Annotated in this window: 17 protein-coding genes and 1 tRNA gene; 5 read left to right on the top strand and 13 right to left on the bottom strand. The window is 56.8% G+C overall.

Annotated features, from left to right (window positions below; genetic code table 11):
- Window positions 1-131 precede the first annotated feature (131 nt).
- On the bottom strand, window positions 132-1,121 hold the full coding sequence (nrdF, locus tag QKB66_RS10340) for a class 1b ribonucleoside-diphosphate reductase subunit beta (protein WP_061924418.1): 990 nt from the start codon (window positions 1,119-1,121) through the stop codon (window positions 132-134).
- Window positions 1,122-1,533: 412 nt separating this feature from the next.
- Between nrdF and QKB66_RS10335 the strand changes: the two genes are divergently transcribed.
- Window positions 1,534-2,244, top strand: coding sequence for a FadR/GntR family transcriptional regulator (locus tag QKB66_RS10335; protein WP_414253242.1), 711 nt, complete (start codon window positions 1,534-1,536; stop codon window positions 2,242-2,244).
- Between the two features lie 121 nt (window positions 2,245-2,365).
- Here the strand turns inward: QKB66_RS10335 and nrdE are convergent, their stop codons facing one another.
- From nrdE to QKB66_RS10310, 5 genes are all read right to left on the bottom strand, one after another.
- Complete coding sequence (gene nrdE, locus QKB66_RS10330; RefSeq protein WP_414253241.1) at window positions 2,366-4,528, bottom strand: class 1b ribonucleoside-diphosphate reductase subunit alpha; 2,163 nt, start codon at window positions 4,526-4,528, stop codon at window positions 2,366-2,368.
- A 113-nt stretch (window positions 4,529-4,641) separates the two neighbouring features.
- Window positions 4,642-5,073, bottom strand: a complete 432-nt coding sequence (gene nrdI / locus QKB66_RS10325) for a class Ib ribonucleoside-diphosphate reductase assembly flavoprotein NrdI (RefSeq protein WP_248092927.1) — start codon at window positions 5,071-5,073, stop codon at window positions 4,642-4,644.
- Between the two features lie 20 nt (window positions 5,074-5,093).
- Window positions 5,094-5,333, bottom strand: a complete 240-nt coding sequence (nrdH, locus tag QKB66_RS10320) for a glutaredoxin-like protein NrdH (RefSeq protein ID WP_061924430.1) — start codon at window positions 5,331-5,333, stop codon at window positions 5,094-5,096.
- 445 nt (window positions 5,334-5,778) lie between these two features.
- Complete coding sequence (ykgO, locus tag QKB66_RS10315) at window positions 5,779-5,901, bottom strand: type B 50S ribosomal protein L36 (protein ID WP_003847162.1); 123 nt, start codon at window positions 5,899-5,901, stop codon at window positions 5,779-5,781.
- 126 nt (window positions 5,902-6,027) lie between these two features.
- A complete protein-coding gene (locus tag QKB66_RS10310; protein WP_414253303.1) occupies window positions 6,028-7,398 on the bottom strand; it encodes a sugar porter family MFS transporter in 1,371 nt (456 codons plus the stop codon).
- On the opposite strand from QKB66_RS10310, the gene nadE reads away from it, so the two are divergent.
- Window positions 7,397-8,221 carry an ammonia-dependent NAD(+) synthetase gene (nadE, locus tag QKB66_RS10305; protein ID WP_070455859.1) on the top strand — a complete coding sequence of 275 codons (825 nt, stop codon included), beginning with the start codon at window positions 7,397-7,399 and terminating at the stop codon, window positions 8,219-8,221. The two genes, QKB66_RS10310 and nadE, sit on opposite strands and share 2 nt — an antisense overlap.
- 27 nt (window positions 8,222-8,248) lie before the next feature.
- Here the strand turns inward: nadE and QKB66_RS10300 are convergent, their stop codons facing one another.
- The 5 genes from QKB66_RS10300 to pgm all read right to left on the bottom strand — a co-directional run bounded on the left by QKB66_RS10300 (window position 8,249) and on the right by pgm (window position 12,175).
- The gene (locus QKB66_RS10300) at window positions 8,249-8,983 is read right to left on the bottom strand and encodes a fructosamine kinase family protein (protein WP_414253240.1); all 735 of its coding nucleotides are present in this window, start codon (window positions 8,981-8,983) and stop codon (window positions 8,249-8,251) included.
- Window positions 8,984-9,057: 74 nt separating this feature from the next.
- Window positions 9,058-9,130, bottom strand: a tRNA-Ala gene (locus QKB66_RS10295).
- A 141-nt stretch (window positions 9,131-9,271) separates the two neighbouring features.
- Window positions 9,272-10,042: a DsbA family protein gene (locus QKB66_RS10290; RefSeq protein WP_248092924.1), complete on the bottom strand. Its 771-nt coding sequence runs from the start codon at window positions 10,040-10,042 to the stop codon at window positions 9,272-9,274.
- A gap of 35 nt (window positions 10,043-10,077) precedes the next feature.
- Window positions 10,078-10,542 (bottom strand): MauE/DoxX family redox-associated membrane protein, encoded by a 465-nt coding sequence (locus QKB66_RS10285; RefSeq protein WP_414253239.1) that lies wholly within the window; start codon window positions 10,540-10,542, stop codon window positions 10,078-10,080.
- 16 nt (window positions 10,543-10,558) lie between these two features.
- Entirely contained in the window at window positions 10,559-12,175 is a 1,617-nt protein-coding gene (gene pgm / locus QKB66_RS10280; RefSeq protein WP_414253238.1) for a phosphoglucomutase (alpha-D-glucose-1,6-bisphosphate-dependent), read from the bottom strand.
- 177 nt (window positions 12,176-12,352) lie between these two features.
- Between pgm and QKB66_RS10275 the strand changes: the two genes are divergently transcribed.
- The 3 genes from QKB66_RS10275 to QKB66_RS10265 are packed head-to-tail and all read left to right on the top strand — an operon-like array spanning window position 12,353 to window position 13,195.
- Entirely contained in the window at window positions 12,353-12,511 is a 159-nt protein-coding gene (locus QKB66_RS10275) for a hypothetical protein (RefSeq protein ID WP_158510270.1), read from the top strand.
- A gap of 10 nt (window positions 12,512-12,521) precedes the next feature.
- Window positions 12,522-12,830, top strand: coding sequence for a fluoride efflux transporter family protein (locus tag QKB66_RS10270; RefSeq protein WP_061926026.1), 309 nt, complete (start codon window positions 12,522-12,524; stop codon window positions 12,828-12,830).
- On the top strand, window positions 12,827-13,195 hold the full coding sequence (locus QKB66_RS10265) for a fluoride efflux transporter FluC (RefSeq protein ID WP_248092919.1): 369 nt from the start codon (window positions 12,827-12,829) through the stop codon (window positions 13,193-13,195). Before QKB66_RS10270 ends, QKB66_RS10265 begins: the two co-directional genes overlap by 4 nt.
- On the opposite strand, the gene QKB66_RS10260 is transcribed toward QKB66_RS10265, so the two are convergent.
- Both QKB66_RS10260 and QKB66_RS10255 read right to left on the bottom strand, forming a co-directional pair.
- Complete coding sequence (locus tag QKB66_RS10260; RefSeq protein WP_414253237.1) at window positions 13,192-15,735, bottom strand: ABC transporter permease; 2,544 nt, start codon at window positions 15,733-15,735, stop codon at window positions 13,192-13,194. The two genes, QKB66_RS10265 and QKB66_RS10260, sit on opposite strands and share 4 nt — an antisense overlap.
- Window positions 15,735-16,472, bottom strand: a complete 738-nt coding sequence (locus tag QKB66_RS10255; protein WP_248092917.1) for an ABC transporter ATP-binding protein — start codon at window positions 16,470-16,472, stop codon at window positions 15,735-15,737. Before QKB66_RS10255 ends, QKB66_RS10260 begins: the two co-directional genes overlap by 1 nt.
- Window positions 16,473-16,702 lie beyond the last annotated feature (230 nt).

Genomic DNA, 16,702 nt, shown 5'->3' with positions numbered 1-16,702 from the left:
ACGCACCCCCTAAGGTAATCAACCGGAAGATTGATTAATCCTTGGAAGTGCGCGTGGCTCCCAACGCTCAACAGTCGCTGTTAAAAATGCGACTCAAGAGAGGGAGGTGGCAGCCGAGCTGGCGGAACGAGTTAGAAGTCCCAGTCCTCATCGGTGGTGTCTTCTGCCTTACCAATGACGTAAGAGGAACCAGAGCCAGAGAAGAAGTCATGGTTCTCGTCCGCGTTCGGAGACAACGAAGACAAGATGGCCGGGGAAACCCGGGTCTCGTCCGCCGGGAACAGCCCCTCGAAGCCGAGGTTGTTCAGCGCCTTGTTGGCGTTGTATCGCAGGAAGCGCTTGACGTCTTCGGTCCAGCCGAGCTCGTCGTAAAGATCTTCCGTGTAGTCAATCTCGTTGTCGTAGAGATCGTAAAGAAGATCGAAAGTGTATTCCTTAATCTCTGCCTGCTCCGCTTCAGAAAGCTCGTTGTAGCCATTCTGGAACTTGTAGCCAATGTAGTAGCCGTGAACTGCTTCATCGCGGATAATCAGGCGGATGATGTCCGCGGTGTTAGTAAGCTTAGCGCGGGAAGAGAAGTACATCGGCAAATAGAAACCGGAGTAGAAGAGGAAGGACTCGAGCAAAGTGGAGGCGACCTTCTTCTTCAGCGGATCGGCGCCCTTGTAGTAGGACATGACGATCTTGGCCTTGCGCTGAAGATTCTCGTTTTCCTCAGACCAACGGAATGCATCGTTGATCATCGGAGTGGAAGCCAGCGTCATAAAGATGTTTGAGTAGGACTTCGCGTGAACCGACTCCATGAAAGCGATGTTGGTGTAGACGGCTTCCTCGTGCGGAGTCTTTGCATCTGGCAGCAAAGAGACAGCACCAACGGTGCCCTGAATGGTGTCGAGGAGGGTAAGACCCGCGAAGACACGCATGGTGGTCTGCTGCTCGTGCTCAGTCAAGGTCTTCCAAGACTGCAAGTCGTTGGAAACAGGCACCTTCTCTGGCAACCAGAAGTTGCCGGTAAGGCGGTCCCAGACCTCGGAATCTTTATCGTCTGGAACGGTGTTCCAGTTAATCGCCTTCACAGGCTCTGCGTGACTAGCGATGTACTCGTCATACTCGTGCGACACGGTCAGACTCCACTTTCTTCTTAAACGGAATTCATCTTGGGCTAACTGCGGTTAACCTTTCTCCGACGAGCGTACCACCCTAGGCCCGGCCAACAATGAGCGCTGCACCTTTAGAAAGCGGTCTAAACAGCGGTCTCAAATGCGGCCTAAACGTGGTCTCAAGGGCGGAATCAAAGGCTGCCTAATCTGGGCCTTAGAAAAGCCGGGAAATACAACTTTGGAGCGCAGCCCAAAAGTTTAGAGGTTGAACGCAATTCAAAAACTATTGCACGCATTGAAAGCGATCGATTCGGCAATCGCTTAAGATGTATTTACGTTTCAAGATTGGCTTATGGATGCCGGAAATTATTCTCTTTCAGCTTTGCCTCGTGCACTCTCAAACTGCGGTCTCACAAAAGGAGGATCCCCTACGGTGACCAGCACCAGCGAGTCTCCTACTCCCCTGCTCAATACGGTTCTGGACGAAATCGGCGCAGAAATAGTAAGCGGCACCATTGAAACCGGCCAGCGCTTCACCTTGCGGGATATCTGCGTGCGTTTCGACATTTCGCGCACCGTTGCCCGCGAGGCTATGCGCGCTCTGGAGCAGCTAGGCATGGTTTCTTCCTCACGGCGCGTCGGTATTACGGTTCTTCCGTTGAGCGAGTGGTCAGTATTCGATCAATCGATTATTGACTGGCGCCTAGCTTGCGAGGCTTCCCAGAAAAAGCAGCTCAATTCTCTCAACCAGCTCCGCCTTGCCATCGAACCGATCGCCGCAAGGATGGCCGCCACGGAAGCAACGGAAGAGGAAAGAGAAGAAATCCTGGAGCTCGCAAAGCGTCTCCACGAGTTGGAGATGAAGCCTTCCCGCCGAGTTGGCGAAGAGCTAGCTACGGATCTGCGCTTCCACAGTATGGTGCTGCACGCTTCGGGCAACGAGATGTTCGCGGCGCTTACCCCCTCCCTACTCTCAATGCTCAAAGGGAAGTCGGTTTTCGGTTCGGAAAAGCGCAACCCTATCGCCGGCACCGCGCACTTGCACCAAGAGTTGGCACGCGCCATCGCGGAGCAACGCCCAGACGAGGCGGAGATCATCGCACGCTCCATCCTGGACGAGGCCCGCGCAAGCGCCGGAGCGTAGGCTTAAAAGGCTCCTTGGCACCAAGCAAGGGGAAAGAAGCAAACAAGCAATGCGAAAAGAGCGAAACGAGCAAAAGAACAAAGGTAGAGCCCTCACCCGCTAAGGTGAGGGCTCTTTGCAGTTAGAGCATGCAGGAAACGCAGCCTTCGACTTCGGTTCCTTCAAGCGCCATCTGACGAAGGCGGATGTAGTACAAGGTCTTGATGCCCTTGCGCCATGCGTAAATCTGCGCCCTGTTGATATCGCGGGTGGTGGCGGTGTCCTTGAAGAACAAGGTCAGCGACAAGCCCTGATCAACATACTTGGTGGCGGCGGCGTAGGTATCGATGATCTTTTCGTAGCCAATCTCGTAGGAGTCCTTGAAATACTCCAGATTGTCGTTGTCCATGTGCGGCGCCGGGTAGTAGACGCGGCCAATCTTGCCTTCCTTACGGATTTCGATCTTCGACGCAATTGGGTGAATCGAAGAGGTCGAGTTGTTGATATAAGAAATGGAGCCTGTCGGCGGCACTGCTTGTAGGTTGCGGTTGTAGAGGCCATGCTTGGCGACGTCCGTCTTCAGCGCAGCCCAGTCTTCCGCAGTTGGGGTGTGGATAGACGAGGCGTCGAAAAGCTCCTGCACACGTGCGGTGCGTGGGGCGAACTCGGCTGGGTCATAACGATCGAAGAACTCGCCAGAGGCGTACTCAGACTGCGGGAACTCGGAGAAGTACTCGCCGCGCTCGCGGGCAATCTTGTTGGAAGCACGCAGAGCAGCGTAGAGGACCGCGGCGAAGTAGGCGTTGGTGAAGTCCAGCGCTTCCTCGGAGCCGTACTCGATGTGCTCGCGGCCCAAGAAACCGTGGAGGTTCATCTGGCCAAGGCCGATGGCGTGGGAATCATCGTTGCCCTTGCGCACGGAAGGTACAGAGTTGATGGCGGTCTTGTCGGCCACGGCGGTAAGGCCGCGGATGGCGGTCTCGACGGTCAAAGCGAAGTCTGGGGAATCCATGGTGGTGGCGATATTCAGCGAACCAAGGTTGCAGGAGATATCGGAGCCCATGGTCTCGTAGCTGAGATCGTCGGCAAATACGGACGGAGAGTTGACCTGCAGGATTTCCGAGCAGAGGTTGGACATGTTGATGCGACCGGTCTTGACCGGGTTCGCGTTATTTACGGTGTCCTCGAACATGATGTACGGGTAACCGGATTCAAACTGCAGCTCGGCGATGGTCTGGAAGAAGTGGCGGGCGTTGACCTTCTTCTTGCGAATGCGTGGGTCCTCGACCATCTCTTCGTAGTGCTCGGTGATGGAGATGTCACCGAAGGCCTTGCCGTAGACGCGCTCGACGTCGTATGGCGAGAACAGGTACATATCGTCGTTCTTCTTGGCCAGCTCGAAGGTGATGTCCGGGATGACGACACCCAGGGAGAGGGTCTTGATACGAATCTTCTCGTCGGCGTTTTCACGCTTGGTGTCGAGGAAGTTCATGATGTCTGGGTGGTGCGCATTGAGGTAGACGGCACCTGCGCCCTGACGCGCACCCAACTGGTTTGCGTAGGAGAAGGAATCCTCCAACAGCTTCATGACTGGGATAACGCCGGAGGACTGGTTCTCGATGTGCTTAATCGGCGCGCCGGCCTCCCGGATGTTGGACAGCAGGAGTGCCACGCCGCCGCCGCGCTTGGAAAGCTGCAGCGCAGAGTTAATGGAACGGCCGATGGACTCCATGTTGTCCTCGATACGCAGGAGGAAGCAGGAAACGAGCTCGCCGCGCTGCGCCTTGCCAGCGTTGAGGAAGGTCGGGGTTGCCGGCTGGAAGCGGCCGGTCATGATTTCGTCGACTAGATGCTCAGCGATGGTAGTGTCACCGTCTGCCAAGAACAGAGCAGTCATAGAAACGCGGTCCTCGAAGCGCTCGAGGTAACGGCGGCCGTCGAAAGTCTTGAGCGTATAAGAGGTGTAATACTTGTACGCGCCCAAGAAGGACTTGAAGCGGAATTTATAGGAATAAGCGCGCTTGAAAAGGGACTTGATGAAGTCAAAGTCGTACTGTTCGAGCAGAGCTGGCTCGTAGTACTTGTTTTCCACCAAGTAACGCATCTTTTCTTCCAAGTCGTGGAAGTAGACCGTGTTCTGGTTGACATGCTGCAGGAAGAACTGGTTGGCAGCCTCGTGGTCCTTATCGAACTGAATCTTACCCTCTTCGTCGTAAAGGTTCAGCAGGGCATTCAGAGCGTGGTAATCAAGCTGTTCTTCTGGCTTCACTGGTTCGGCTACGGTCTTGCCCAATTGCGTTGTCACGGCTTTTGGAGTCTTCCTTTGCTTGGCAGCGCATGTCTTACGCCGCGGTGAGAAACGGTTTAGAAAAATATGTAAGGTAACTGCGCATTGCACAGTTACCTATTTTTATAAGTTTAGGCAGCGGCTTCCAGCCCTAGGGCCGTTGCGTTCGCCAGCAGGCCTTCCCTGCAAATCTTAACGTCTTCATCGGTACCAAGTAACTCGAAGCGATAAACGTAGGGCACCTTGCACTTGGCGGAGATTACGTCTCCGGCCTTGCCAAAGTCTGCGCCGAAGTTACTGTTTCCGCCGGAGATAACCGCGCGGATGAGGCCGCGGTTGTGCTCATTGTTGAGAAAGCGAATGACTTGCCCCGGAACAGGACGAGAGTTCTCGTGGCTAATAGAGGCCCCTCCCCCGTAGGTGGGGCAGACGAGAACATAAGGCTCATTTACAATGAGCGGCTCATCATTCTTACGCAGTGGGATGCGGGCGCTTGGCAGGCCCAGCTTGTCAACGAAACGGCGGGTATTTTCCGTTGCGGAGGAAAAATACACAACCAACATTGCTATAGGCCCTACCCCGTCTAAGCGGTAGCGCTTAGTGCGGCCAGCTCCTTGATGCGCTCTGGACGGAAGCCGGACCAGTGCTCACCATTAGCCTCAACGACCGGCGCTTGCACATACCCGAGTGCCATGACGTAGTCACGAGCATCATCATCAAGGGTGACGTCTACAGAGGTGTATTCAAGGCCAGCACGGTCGAGGGCCTTCTTAGTAGCGTTGCACTGGACGCAGGCTGGCTTGGTGTAGAGAGTGATGCTCATGATGAAAGTCCTTTGACGCAAGTTCAAGTTTTTAAGGGTTATCCGGCCTAACTAGGTGCGCCTTTAGCGCTTCATCCAGCCCACCGGAACGACACGAACGACACTATACTTTGTGGCAAAAAGCTGCAACCCACACTACATATAGTAGTTACATTCGTGATATTCCCAGGATGTTATCCACCCAGACCCCACATGTTGACCCGCCCGACGCTCGGCCATGAAATTACATCGATGAGACTCCTGCAAGTTTACCTGCCGGCAACCTAAAGTTGTGATAAAGAACACTATTGTCACCAATTCTTTGCCCACTGATCGCTTTAACAACACACCCGCAACAGGAGATGCGGATCGGGCAGCCAAAGCGACGTCGGCAAGCACAAAAGAAAAGCACCCGCCTAGAACCGAAATCCTAGGCGGGTGCTTCTAATCAAGAAAGCCGATGCTTCTAGCCCTGGCGAGCCTTGAAGCGCGGATCCTTCTTGTTGATCACGAAGACCTTACCGTGGCGGCGAATAACCTGGGCGCCCGGCTTCTTCTTCAGCGACCGAAGAGACTTACGAACCTTCATCGGGCGCTCCTTTCGTTATGCGCAAACTTCATGCGGTTGAATACTTTTAAAGCACAGCCATCAAAGTTACGGCCATGACACGAGGAAAAACCTTACCCCACGCGCGCGCCATAACCAAAACACTGATTAATTAGCGTAGCGCTCCTGCATCTCATCGCCTACTTCTTCCAGACTACGGCCCATCGTCTCCGGCACCAACAGCTTGGTATAAGCGATCGCCGCAAAGCCTAAGAAAGCAAAGATCATAAAGGCAACGGGGCCAGTCAACCACTCGACCATTGGCAGGAAGAACTGCGCGACCGCCCAGTTGGTTACCCACAGGGAAAGCCCAGCGATGCCCATGCCGATGCCGCGAACCTCAGCGGGAACGAGCTCGGAGATGAGCAGCCAGGTGGTCGGCGATACAGCGGCCTGCTGGAAAGCAATGAAAAGGGCCATAAACGCCAGCGACAACAACGCCATAGGTGTTGAGCCCTCGGCAAAGCGGTACGCGATGGAAAGAACGACCAAGGAAAGGACGTTTCCGGTCAGGCCGATGATGAGCAGGCGCTTGCGCCCGATACGGTCGACGACTTTCAGACCCAACCAGCAGGCGACTACGGATACAGTACCGATGAGGATGGAGGTATACACGGCGTTCGCAGTAGAAATACCCACCTGACTCATCATGGTCGGGGCAAAATACACGATGGCATTAACGCCGGTTATCTGCTGAGTAAGTCCCATCAGCATGGCAAGCAGCACGGTCACTTGCAGCCAGCGTTCTTCTTTTAAGCGCGCCCACTCGCCGCGTTTCGCGGCTTCGGAAGCTCCCGCCGCCCCAGCGGTTCCGAGCTCGGTTCCAGAGATACCGACCCGGGCAGCAAGCTTCCAGGCCTCGTCGATGCGATGCTTCTTTAGCAGCCAGGCCGGTGTATCGGGCAGGAAGATCATGCCCACGGCGAGCATGGCGCCTGGTACGGCGGCAAGGCCTAGCATCCACCGCCATGAGCCGGTGCCAGCGAGCGCGGAGTTGACCAGGTAGGCCACCAACTGACCGACGACGATCATCAAGGTATTCAGCGAAACCAGGCGGCCGCGGGCACGCGCTGGGGAAATCTCGGAGATATACATCGGCGAAACAATGGATACCGCGCCTACCGCAACCCCCAGGAAGGTGCGGGCGGCAGCTAGTGCCACAACAGAACCGGCAAGCGCACACCACACCGAACCAGCGACGAATACTGCGCCACCGAGAGTCAGGGTCTTGCGGCGGCCGATTGCATCCGCGACGCGGCCGGCAACAAGCGCGCCGACGGCGGCACCGACTAAGAGCATGGAGGTAACCCAGCCCTCTTGGTTGGCATTCATGTCAAATTCGGGACCGATGAATAGCAGCGCACCGGACATAACGCCGGTGTCGTAGCCAAAGAGGAGGCCACCTAGTGCGGCGACTACGGCGACGACTTTGACATAGGTTTTATTCTTCACTCGTTCATCCTTGCAGCCCGCTACCATGGGCGTCATGTCGCAAACTGGACTTCCGTTGCAAGAAAGTATCATAAAAGCCCTGGGTGTTAAGCCCTTAATCGATCCAGAACAAGAAGTGAAATCGCGCGTTAACTTCCTTGCGGATTATCTGCGCAACACTGGCGCCAAAGGTTTCGTCCTGGGCATTTCAGGCGGGCAGGATTCCACTCTGGCCGGCCGCCTGGCGCAGATGGCGGTGGAGAAAGTTGAAGGCGCGCAGTTCTGGGCGGTACGCCTGCCACACGGCGTGCAGGTCGATGAAGAGGACGCACAGATTGCCCTTGACTTCATCCAGCCGGATCATCGCCTGACGGTGGATATCGCCCCGGCCACGCAGGGCATTGACGACGCCGTGGCGAAGAGCCTGGGCAAGCCGGGCTTAGGCGATTTCAACCGCGGAAACGTCAAGGCCCGTCTGCGCATGACGGCACAGTACGCCATCGCCGGTGAAGTCGGCGCGCTGGTCATCGGCACCGATCACGCTGCTGAGAACCTCGCGGCCTTCTTCACCAAGTGGGGCGATGGTGCGGCTGACCTCGTGCCGCTGGAAGGGCTCAACAAGCGCCAGGGCGCCCAGCTGCTGCGCCACTTGGGCGCGCCGGAGTCGACGTGGAAGAAAGTCCCCACGGCAGATTTGGAGGAAGACCGCCCACAGCTGCCTGACGAGGAAGCTCTCGGGGTAAGTTACGCTCATATCGATGACTACCTTGAGGGCAAAGAGGTCCCGGACTCTGCCCGTACCCGTATCGAAGAGCTCTGGCATCGCGGCGCGCACAAGCGCATCATGCCGCCGGGCCCGCACTCGCTTTAGCTCCGTACTCGCTACAACGAGCCCGACCTATCCTTCTAAAAGTTGCAGGGTGGCATGCGCGGCGTCGCCAAGCGCGCGATGATAGGCCACGCCATGGGTCAACGCGTGTACCGCAAGGGGATGTAGCTGATGGAGCGGGAACCAACGCTTTTCATCGGGCGATAGCCCGTAGCCGCGATAGATATCGTCCAGGTAGGGCGCGCCAAAAAGAGCCAGCATGGCCAGGTCAGTGTGCGGGTGCCCGCCATGGGCGGCCGGGTCAATCATCACCGCACTTTCGGCAGTAAATAACACGTTTCCGGCCCACAAATCGCCATGGATGCGCGCGGGACGCACATCCCACTGCCGCTTTAGCACCGCATCGCAGGCGCGCTTGACGACGTCCCTGCACTCCACACCAAGTGCTCCACTAACCTCCACGAAGGGCAGCACCCGCTGGTGCACATAAAAATCGCCCCAGTGCGCGACCGGCCGGCATTCCTGCTCAACGCGGCCAATATAATTGCGGCCCTTCCACCCCGCCGGGGCTGCACCGAAGGCATCCGCGCCCGCATCGTGCACCTCGCGCAGCGCCCGGCCGAAAGCCTGCGCGGCATTAGCCGTCGGCCGCGCCTCGGCAACGCGACGCGTGCTAATCGAGCGCTCCCCCACCCCTACTACCTCAACAACAACGTCTGGGCGCGCCTGCGCCAGCCACCGCAGCCCTGCTGCCTCGGCGCCAGCTTGGTCGGCAGTGCGAACACGCTTACTAAAAGTCTCCATACCAACCACGGTACGCGTCACTGACACGCGAAAACACAAGAAAGGGCCGCCACAAAAGTGACGGCCCTCATCTGTGGAGCTAACGGGATTCGAACCCGTGACCCCCACACTGCCAGTGTGATGCGCTACCAGCTGCGCCATAGCCCCATGCCCAACGCGATTACCTCGCGTTAGCAACTGAGATAAAGTTACCAAAGGCCATCGAACTAAACCAAATCGCCTGTTGGACAGCAAAATGGGCAGCCGGCACGGGCTGCCCATCGAATTCTGGTTAAGTATCAGGCTGTCTTACTTAACAACCTGCTCAACGAAGTTCCACTGCGTCAACGGCCTGTCCTTAGGAGGATCGATATCCTTGCCGTTCTTCAGTACACGCGGCGAAGACACAGAACCAGTCGTATCCTTCAGCTTCTTAGCGTTAGCGCGACCGTTTTCGTTGCCGGCATCCACGTTGGCGTTCTTGATCTTCTTGATAACATCGTCGTCCGCACCAAAGCCCTTTGCCGCTTCTGCAAAGTCGTCAAAGTCCCAGGAGCCGACAGACTGCAGGTTCTCAAAAAGGTAAGCGCGCATATTCCAATAGGCTTTCGCATCACCGGAGCGAGCAATAATGTCCATCGCGGATGCAGCCTTCGAGGAATGTCCCTCGAGCTTGACACTTTCATCAGAGATGAACTTCTCAAGGTCGACACCGCGCAGATCCAAGAAGTTCAACGTATGAATGTTGACCACGAGCTCGCCGTTTTCTATGGCTTCCTTCATCGCCTTGTCACTGCCTTCAGCGAGCTCAGCGCAGTGAGGGCAAGAAAAGTCCTCGTAGAGATCAACTTCCGGCGCGTCTTTCTTGGCACTGGCGCTTTTCAGCGTGACGACGCCGTTGTCATCAACAGAGGTTTCCATGGTGACGTCGACTGCGTTTTCTGCAATCTTGTCGGACTTTGCGTCCTTGCCGCTCATAACGATGTATCCAATAACGACGGCCGCGATAACGAGCAGAACTCCAACTGCCCAGAAAAAGCCCGAGTTACCCTTGCTATTCGGGTTAGTTACTTTTGCCACTGACATTCTCCTTTTAAATGGCTTGCTCTAAGAGTCTAAGGGTACAACGCAAATTTGTTGAACGGACGCTTAATCGTCCATACCGTCAAGATGAGGTAGAACGTATCACGAGCAAGAGTCTGCATATAGTTCATCACTTGCGCCTCTTCGTCAGGATTGACTGTGAAGCACCCGCAATCAATACCCAAACCGCGGCCCCAAGCTTGCCCAATGCCGATCATAAACAGCAAAAGAACAAAAGTGGCAACCTTAGAGGACGGACGCAAGAAAAGACCTAGAAGCAACAGGACACCACCACAGATTTCCAATGGGGCGATTAGATGCGCAAGATATTCGGACCACTGCGGCGTGAAGATTTCATAGGCGCTGATGGACTGGAATACTGAAAGATTTTCACCCAACTTGGCGTAACCGGCTTTAATCCAGATATAAGCCATGTAGAAGCGAGCGAACGCACTGATGACGTCCAGGATCAGCTTCTTATCGATTTTCTTAGTCACCCGAGATAGTTTAGCCCTAAACTTCTAGCACTTGGGTAACAAGTGCCTGTGCTTCTTCTTGCACTTTCCTGAGATGTTCCTCGCCCAGGAAAGACTCCGCGTAAATCTTGTACTTATCTTCCGTGCCGGATGGGCGCGCGGCAAACCAAGCATTGCAGGTTGTCACCTTAAGGCCACCGATGGCAGCCCCATTTCCGGGCGCCTCGGTGAGCTTAGCGGTGATTTCCTCGCCGGCTAGCTCTGTGGCCTCCACCTGCTGCGGGGAAAGCTTTTTCAGGATGGCTTTTTGCGCGCGATCAGCGGGTGCATCAGTACGCGCATAAGCTGGGGCGCCGAATTCTTCAGCCAGCTCCGCGTAGCGCTGCGACGGGCTCTTGCCGGTTACCGCAGCGATTTCAGCAGCGAGCAAATCCATGATGATGCCATCTTTATCGGTAGACCACACAGAGCCATCGAAACGCAGGAAGGAAGCACCAGCAGATTCCTCCCCACCGAAGCCGATGCTGCCATATAGAAGGCCAGGCACAAACCACTTGAAGCCGACAGGCACCTCAACCAACTCGCGCCCGAGCTTGGCGACGACACGGTCCACCATGGAGGAAGAAACCAACGTCTTGCCCACGCCAGCATTGCCCCACTGTGGGCGGTGACTAAACAGGTAGTCAATGGCCACTGCGAGGTAGTGGTTTGGATTCATCAGCCCGGCATCCGGGGTGACGATGCCATGGCGGTCCGCATCCGCGTCGTTGCCGGTGGCCAGGTCGAACTTTTCGCGGTTTGCGATGAGCGAGGCCATGGCGTTCGGCGAGGAGCAGTCCATGCGAATCAAGCCATCGGTATCGAGCGTCATGAAGCGGAAGGTTCCATCCACCGCCGGGTTTACCACCGTAAGGTCCAGATCGTAATGCTCGGCGATGGCCGCCCAATAATCCACCGAGGCGCCGCCCATAGGGTCAGCGCCGATGCGCAGGCCGGCCTTCTTGATGGCATCCATGTCCACGACGTTTCGCAGGTCGGCCACGTAAGAATCGACGTAATTGTGTTTTACGCAGCGCTCGTCCAACACGCCGGAAACGTTTACACGGGCAACACCGGCAAGACCTTCTCGCAGATAGTCATTGGCGCGCGCCGCAATCCAATCCGTGGCAACAGTATCGGCAGGCCCGCCCGTTGGTGGGTTGTACTTGAAGCCACCGTCGCGTGGCGGGTTATGCGAAGGCGTAATAACGATGCCGTCAGTGCCCGGGTGCGTCAGGATGGCATGCGAGATAGCAGGGGTCGGGGTGTAGCGGCCACGGTCGTCGACACGCACCTCAACCTCATTTGCAAGCAGGACCTCCAATGCAGAGACCATGGCCGGCTCCGAAAGCGCATGGGTATCGCGGCCAACAAAGATTGCGCCCGTGGTGCCCTGCTCTTTACGGTAATCCACGATGGCCTGGGTAATGGCCAGAATGTGCCGCTCATTGAAAGCGGCATCCAAGGCCGAACCGCGGTGACCAGAGGTACCGAAGACCACCTGTTGATCCGGATTTTCTACATCGGGAACACGGGAGTAGTAGGCGGTGACAAGTTCCGCGATATCGATGAGGTCACTTGGTTGCGCAAGCTGGCCAGCTCGTTCATGTGCCATGGATTGCTCCTTTAGGGGGTGGATGGGGAGGTACAAAAGTCCGTTTTAGGCGTGGCCTTAGCTTGCCAAGCCACGTGGAGTTTCGCAGGACTTTTAACCCCCACAAGGGGGAAAATGTGAACCAGATCTACAAATCCTCTTTTTTCTGTCACGTAGTAGCTTTTCAGCCTGGAACCAGTGACAAATATTCTCGAAAGCATCGCCGGGGTGATTTGGGGTCCATTCGTTCTCATCGCCCGCGAGACCAAGGCCTATTTGAAGTTTGATCCCAAGCTCAACAAGCCAGTTGAGGAAGTTGAGGCGTTCGTCCGTTCCCAGCAGATGGAGTGGAAGTAATATGTAGGCCATGCCTCAAGCACTAGTAGTCGGGTCCGGCGCCGCGTTAGGCGCCGTGGCCCGCTATTTTTTGTCATCCCTGTTGGGCGGAGGAATGATTCCGCTGCTTTTAATCAACGTTTTGGGCAGCGCCCTGATGGGTTATTTCAAGCCGGGGCCCTTCTGGGGCACGGGCGTTCTCGGCGGCTTTACTAGCTTCGCCACGTTCGCTTTCCTAACCTCCTCCGTTACTGCCGCGCAGGCTGGCTGCTACGTGCTGGCAACGGTGGTTGGTTGCGTTATGGCCTATCTCCTGGGTGACAAGGTAGGCGCCAAGTGATTGTTCTCTACATCCTCTCCGGCGCCTTCCTCGGCGGCATGGCCCGCTACGGTTTCACCAAGGTACTGCCCGCTCCGGTTAGCACCTTCGCCGCAAATATGTGTGGCGCGCTCGCGATCGGTTTCGCCTACGGCTTTGTTGAGCAAGTAAGCGGCGCGCTTAGCGAGGTCCTCTATCCCCTAGCCATCGTCGGGTTCGCCGGCGGGCTCTCCACGTGGTCGACCCTAGCCAAGGAGCTCGGAGAAATGCTTAAAGAAAAGAGGTACTGGAAGTGTATCCAGTACCTCTTCTTCACCCTCGCGCTGGGCATCGTTCTAGCCTGGCGCGGGGCGATGTGGGCTCCGATTGTTTATCAGAACTTCTAGTCCGCGATTGCATCCAAAGGCGGAGTCTTGGATGCACCATGTGCTGGCCATAGCGCGGCCAGCACGCCAACCACGGCAGAGCCCACCAGCAAGATGGCCAGCATGCCCCACGGAATAACGGCGCTACCAAGCCCCTCTTCGGACAGTACCTTGATAAAGGCCCAGCCTAGGCCCAGGCCCAGAATCATGCCCACCACTGCGCCGAATACTGCAATCTGGACGGACTCCAGGGTGATCATCGTGCGGATCTGACGGCGCTGGGTACCAACGGCGCGCAGCATGCCAATTTCCTGACGGCGTTCGATAACGCCCAGGGTCAGCGTATTGACGATGCCAAGCACCGCGATGATAACCGCAAGCGCCAACAGCGCGTAGAGAATGGTCAGCATCTGGTTAATCATGCTTGCGGCCTCGCCGGCGTATTCTTCACCGGAAGCCACCTGCACCACCACGAGTTCCTTGACGGATTCCTCCAGGTTGGTGCGCAGTTGCTCCAAGTCGACGCCCTCTGCTGCGTTGACGCCAACCATCGCTACGGTCAGGGCGTCGCCAGGCAGTAGCTTCTCGACGTCCTTTTGGGAAACCGCCAGCTTAGGCAGCATCTGAAAGTCCTCATAAATGCCCTTCAGCTCGACCTTTGTAGTCTTGCCCGGAACCATGCCAGAAAGCTCGTAGCTCTCGCCGACCTTCCAGCCTTGCTCGCCTGCGGTGGTGGCATCGGCGATGAAACCGCCCTCGGCGATATCACTGTCACCTTCGACCATGTTCAGCATGAAGATGTTTTGTGGGTTGGAATCAACCGTCTCCGACATGGTGTGTTCGGGGCCATAGTTCAACGAGGCTTGGTCTTCGACCTTCACTGGCGCGGTGCCGACGGTGATGACTTCGCCAGCACCCTCAGCCTTGGCGGCGCGCTCGCCTGTCTCTACCGGAGTGGGGAAACTGCCCTGGGAAGGCCCGGAGAGCAGGTAATCGGCACTGATGTCCTTCTCCATCGTCTCCGCAACGGAGGACTTCATAGTGGCCCCCAACATGCCGATGGCAGTCACGAGGGCAACGCCAAGGGTAAGCGCGAAGGCGGTTGCTGCGGTACGGCGCGGGTTGCGCTTGGAGTTGGTAGACGCCAGCTTGCCGATGGCCCCGAAAGGCGCTCCGACGACTCGACCCAAGGTAGGAACGATGGGTAGTGATAGTGCGGGGCCTGCGAGGCTGAAGCCTACGATCAAGCTAAGCGCGCCCAGGCCGACGAGGCCGGCGCGGATGCCAGTCGCGGCGTCGACAAGCACGCCGGCGATGACGAAGATGACGCCCAAGCCCATGAGCAAACCGCCGACGATCGTGCGCACCTTCAGCGAGCTTGCCGCAGCGGACTCTGTGGTGCGCATGGCCTCAACCGGCTCGACTGCACCCGCGCGGCGGGCTGGTGCCCATGCGGAAACCACCGTAACCACGGTGCCCAGAATGATGGGCACGATGACCGCAAGCGGGCTCAATCCGAGGCCGCTATCTGCAGGCATGCCGCGGGATGCAAGCACAGCCTTGATGATCGCCACCAGGCCCATGCCGGCGACGACGCCCACCGCGGAGCCCAAAAGGCCCACGATGAAGGACTCAACGACGACCGAGCGGGAAATCTGTCGGCGCGATGCGCCCAGCGCACGCAACAGCGCGAACTCTTTGGTGCGCTGTGCGACGATCATGGAGAAGGTGTTCGCAATGATGAAGGTGCCTACCAACAGCGCGATGAGGCCGAAGGCAATGAGGAAGTAATTGACGAACTTCAGCGCCGAAGAAATAGCATCCGACATTTCCTCTGCAAGCTTTTCGCCGGACTCCGCCTCGACGTCGTAGGTGGCGTTGAGATGATCGACGAGCTGCTCTGGGCTTACCCCCTCAGCGGCAGAGAGCTTCAGCTGCTGCGAGTTTCCGTAGCGTTCAACGAAGGCCTTGTTATCCATCTGCAGGGTAATACTTGGACCTGCGTCCACGGCTGGCTTCTCGATGCCGGCGACAGTAACCTCGTCACGCTTGTCGGGATGGACAACGAGCAGCTTTTGGCCAACGGTGACGCCGTACTTTTCTGCTGCGGCATCGTTGATGGTGACCTCGCCAGTGCCGTGTGGCGCCTCGCCCTCTATAATCTCGCCGGGCTCACCTACCGACTCTTCGGCGTCGTAGTAGGGCCTAACGCTCGACCCACCGCCGGTGGTCTGGAATGCCTCGGCCTTGTCATTGGCGACGACCACGTTCTGGGCGCTTTCGATGTTGACCTTGCCGACCTTGTCATCCTTGGACAAGGATTGGCGCATCTTCTCGTCCAGATCAGGACCAGAATCCTTCTTACTTACTGCCGCATCAACGCCAGTAAAAGCATTGGAAACCGCCGCATCGAAAGTGTTCGACAGGGAATTGGTGAACATGAAAGAGCCCGCGATGAAGGCGGTGCCAAGGACCACTGCGAGCAGCGTCAACGCAAGGCGGAGCTTATGGGCAACGATATTGCGCAGGGAGACCTTGCGCATGGTGGTATTTCTTGCCATTAGCTTTCGATCTCCGCCATGACCTTATGGATGGATTCCATGGTTGGATTCTGCAGCTCGTTAACCAGCTTGCCGTCGGCCAGGAAGACCACGCGGTCCGCGTAAGAGGCTGCCTTGGCATCGTGGGTGACAATGACGACGGTCTGGTCATCTTGATCCACTGCGGTGCGCAGAATATCCAAAACCTCCGCGGAAGAATTGGAATCAAGGTTGCCGGTGGGCTCATCGCCGAAGATGATCTCCGGGCGGGATACAAGCGCACGCGCACACGCCACGCGCTGCTGCTGACCGCCGGAAAGCTCTGATGGACGATGGCTCAGGCGCTGTGCCAATCCCAGACGGGTTGTCACCTCATCGAACCAGGACTTATCTACTTCCTTGCCAGCGATATTCATTGGCAGGGTAATGTTCTCCGCCGCAGTTAGGGTAGGTACCAAGTTGAAAGACTGGAAGATGAACCCTAGGCGGTCACGGCGCAGTGCGGTGATAGATTTGTCGTTTAGCTGCGACATATCCGTGTCGCCGATGAAGGCTGAGCCACTAGTAGCTGAATCAAGACCGGCCATGGTGTGCATCAGCGTTGACTTTCCTGAACCTGACGGGCCCATGATGGCAGTAAATTGATTGCGCTCAAAGACCACGTTGACATGGTCCAATGCGGTAACAGCGGTATCGCCTTGTCCGTATTGCTTAAACAGTTCGACGGCGCGCGCCGCTGCCCTCTCCGGTGGACACATGGTGGGAATCTCCTCTGGTTAATGGTGATTTTAAAGCTATCCAATCCAGCCTAGCTGCCAGACCCGACCGGCGTATAACTGCTAAGAAGATTCCGATTCTTCTCCAAGGTTCGAGCACAATTCCAAGCTTCAAATTGGCCAGTGGTGTCCTGGGCCGCGATTACTCCACGAAATAGTACAAAACGAAAAGAAGGAAGGGAAGCAACCAACATCTTTGGTTGCTTCCCTTC

Source organism: Corynebacterium sp. c25Ua_89, assembly GCF_047459735.1.
GTDB classification, from domain to species: Bacteria; Actinomycetota; Actinomycetes; order Mycobacteriales; family Mycobacteriaceae; genus Corynebacterium; species Corynebacterium simulans.
The sequence above is the reverse complement of the archived record's forward strand: the minus strand, read 5'-3'. Positions and strand labels throughout refer to the sequence as shown.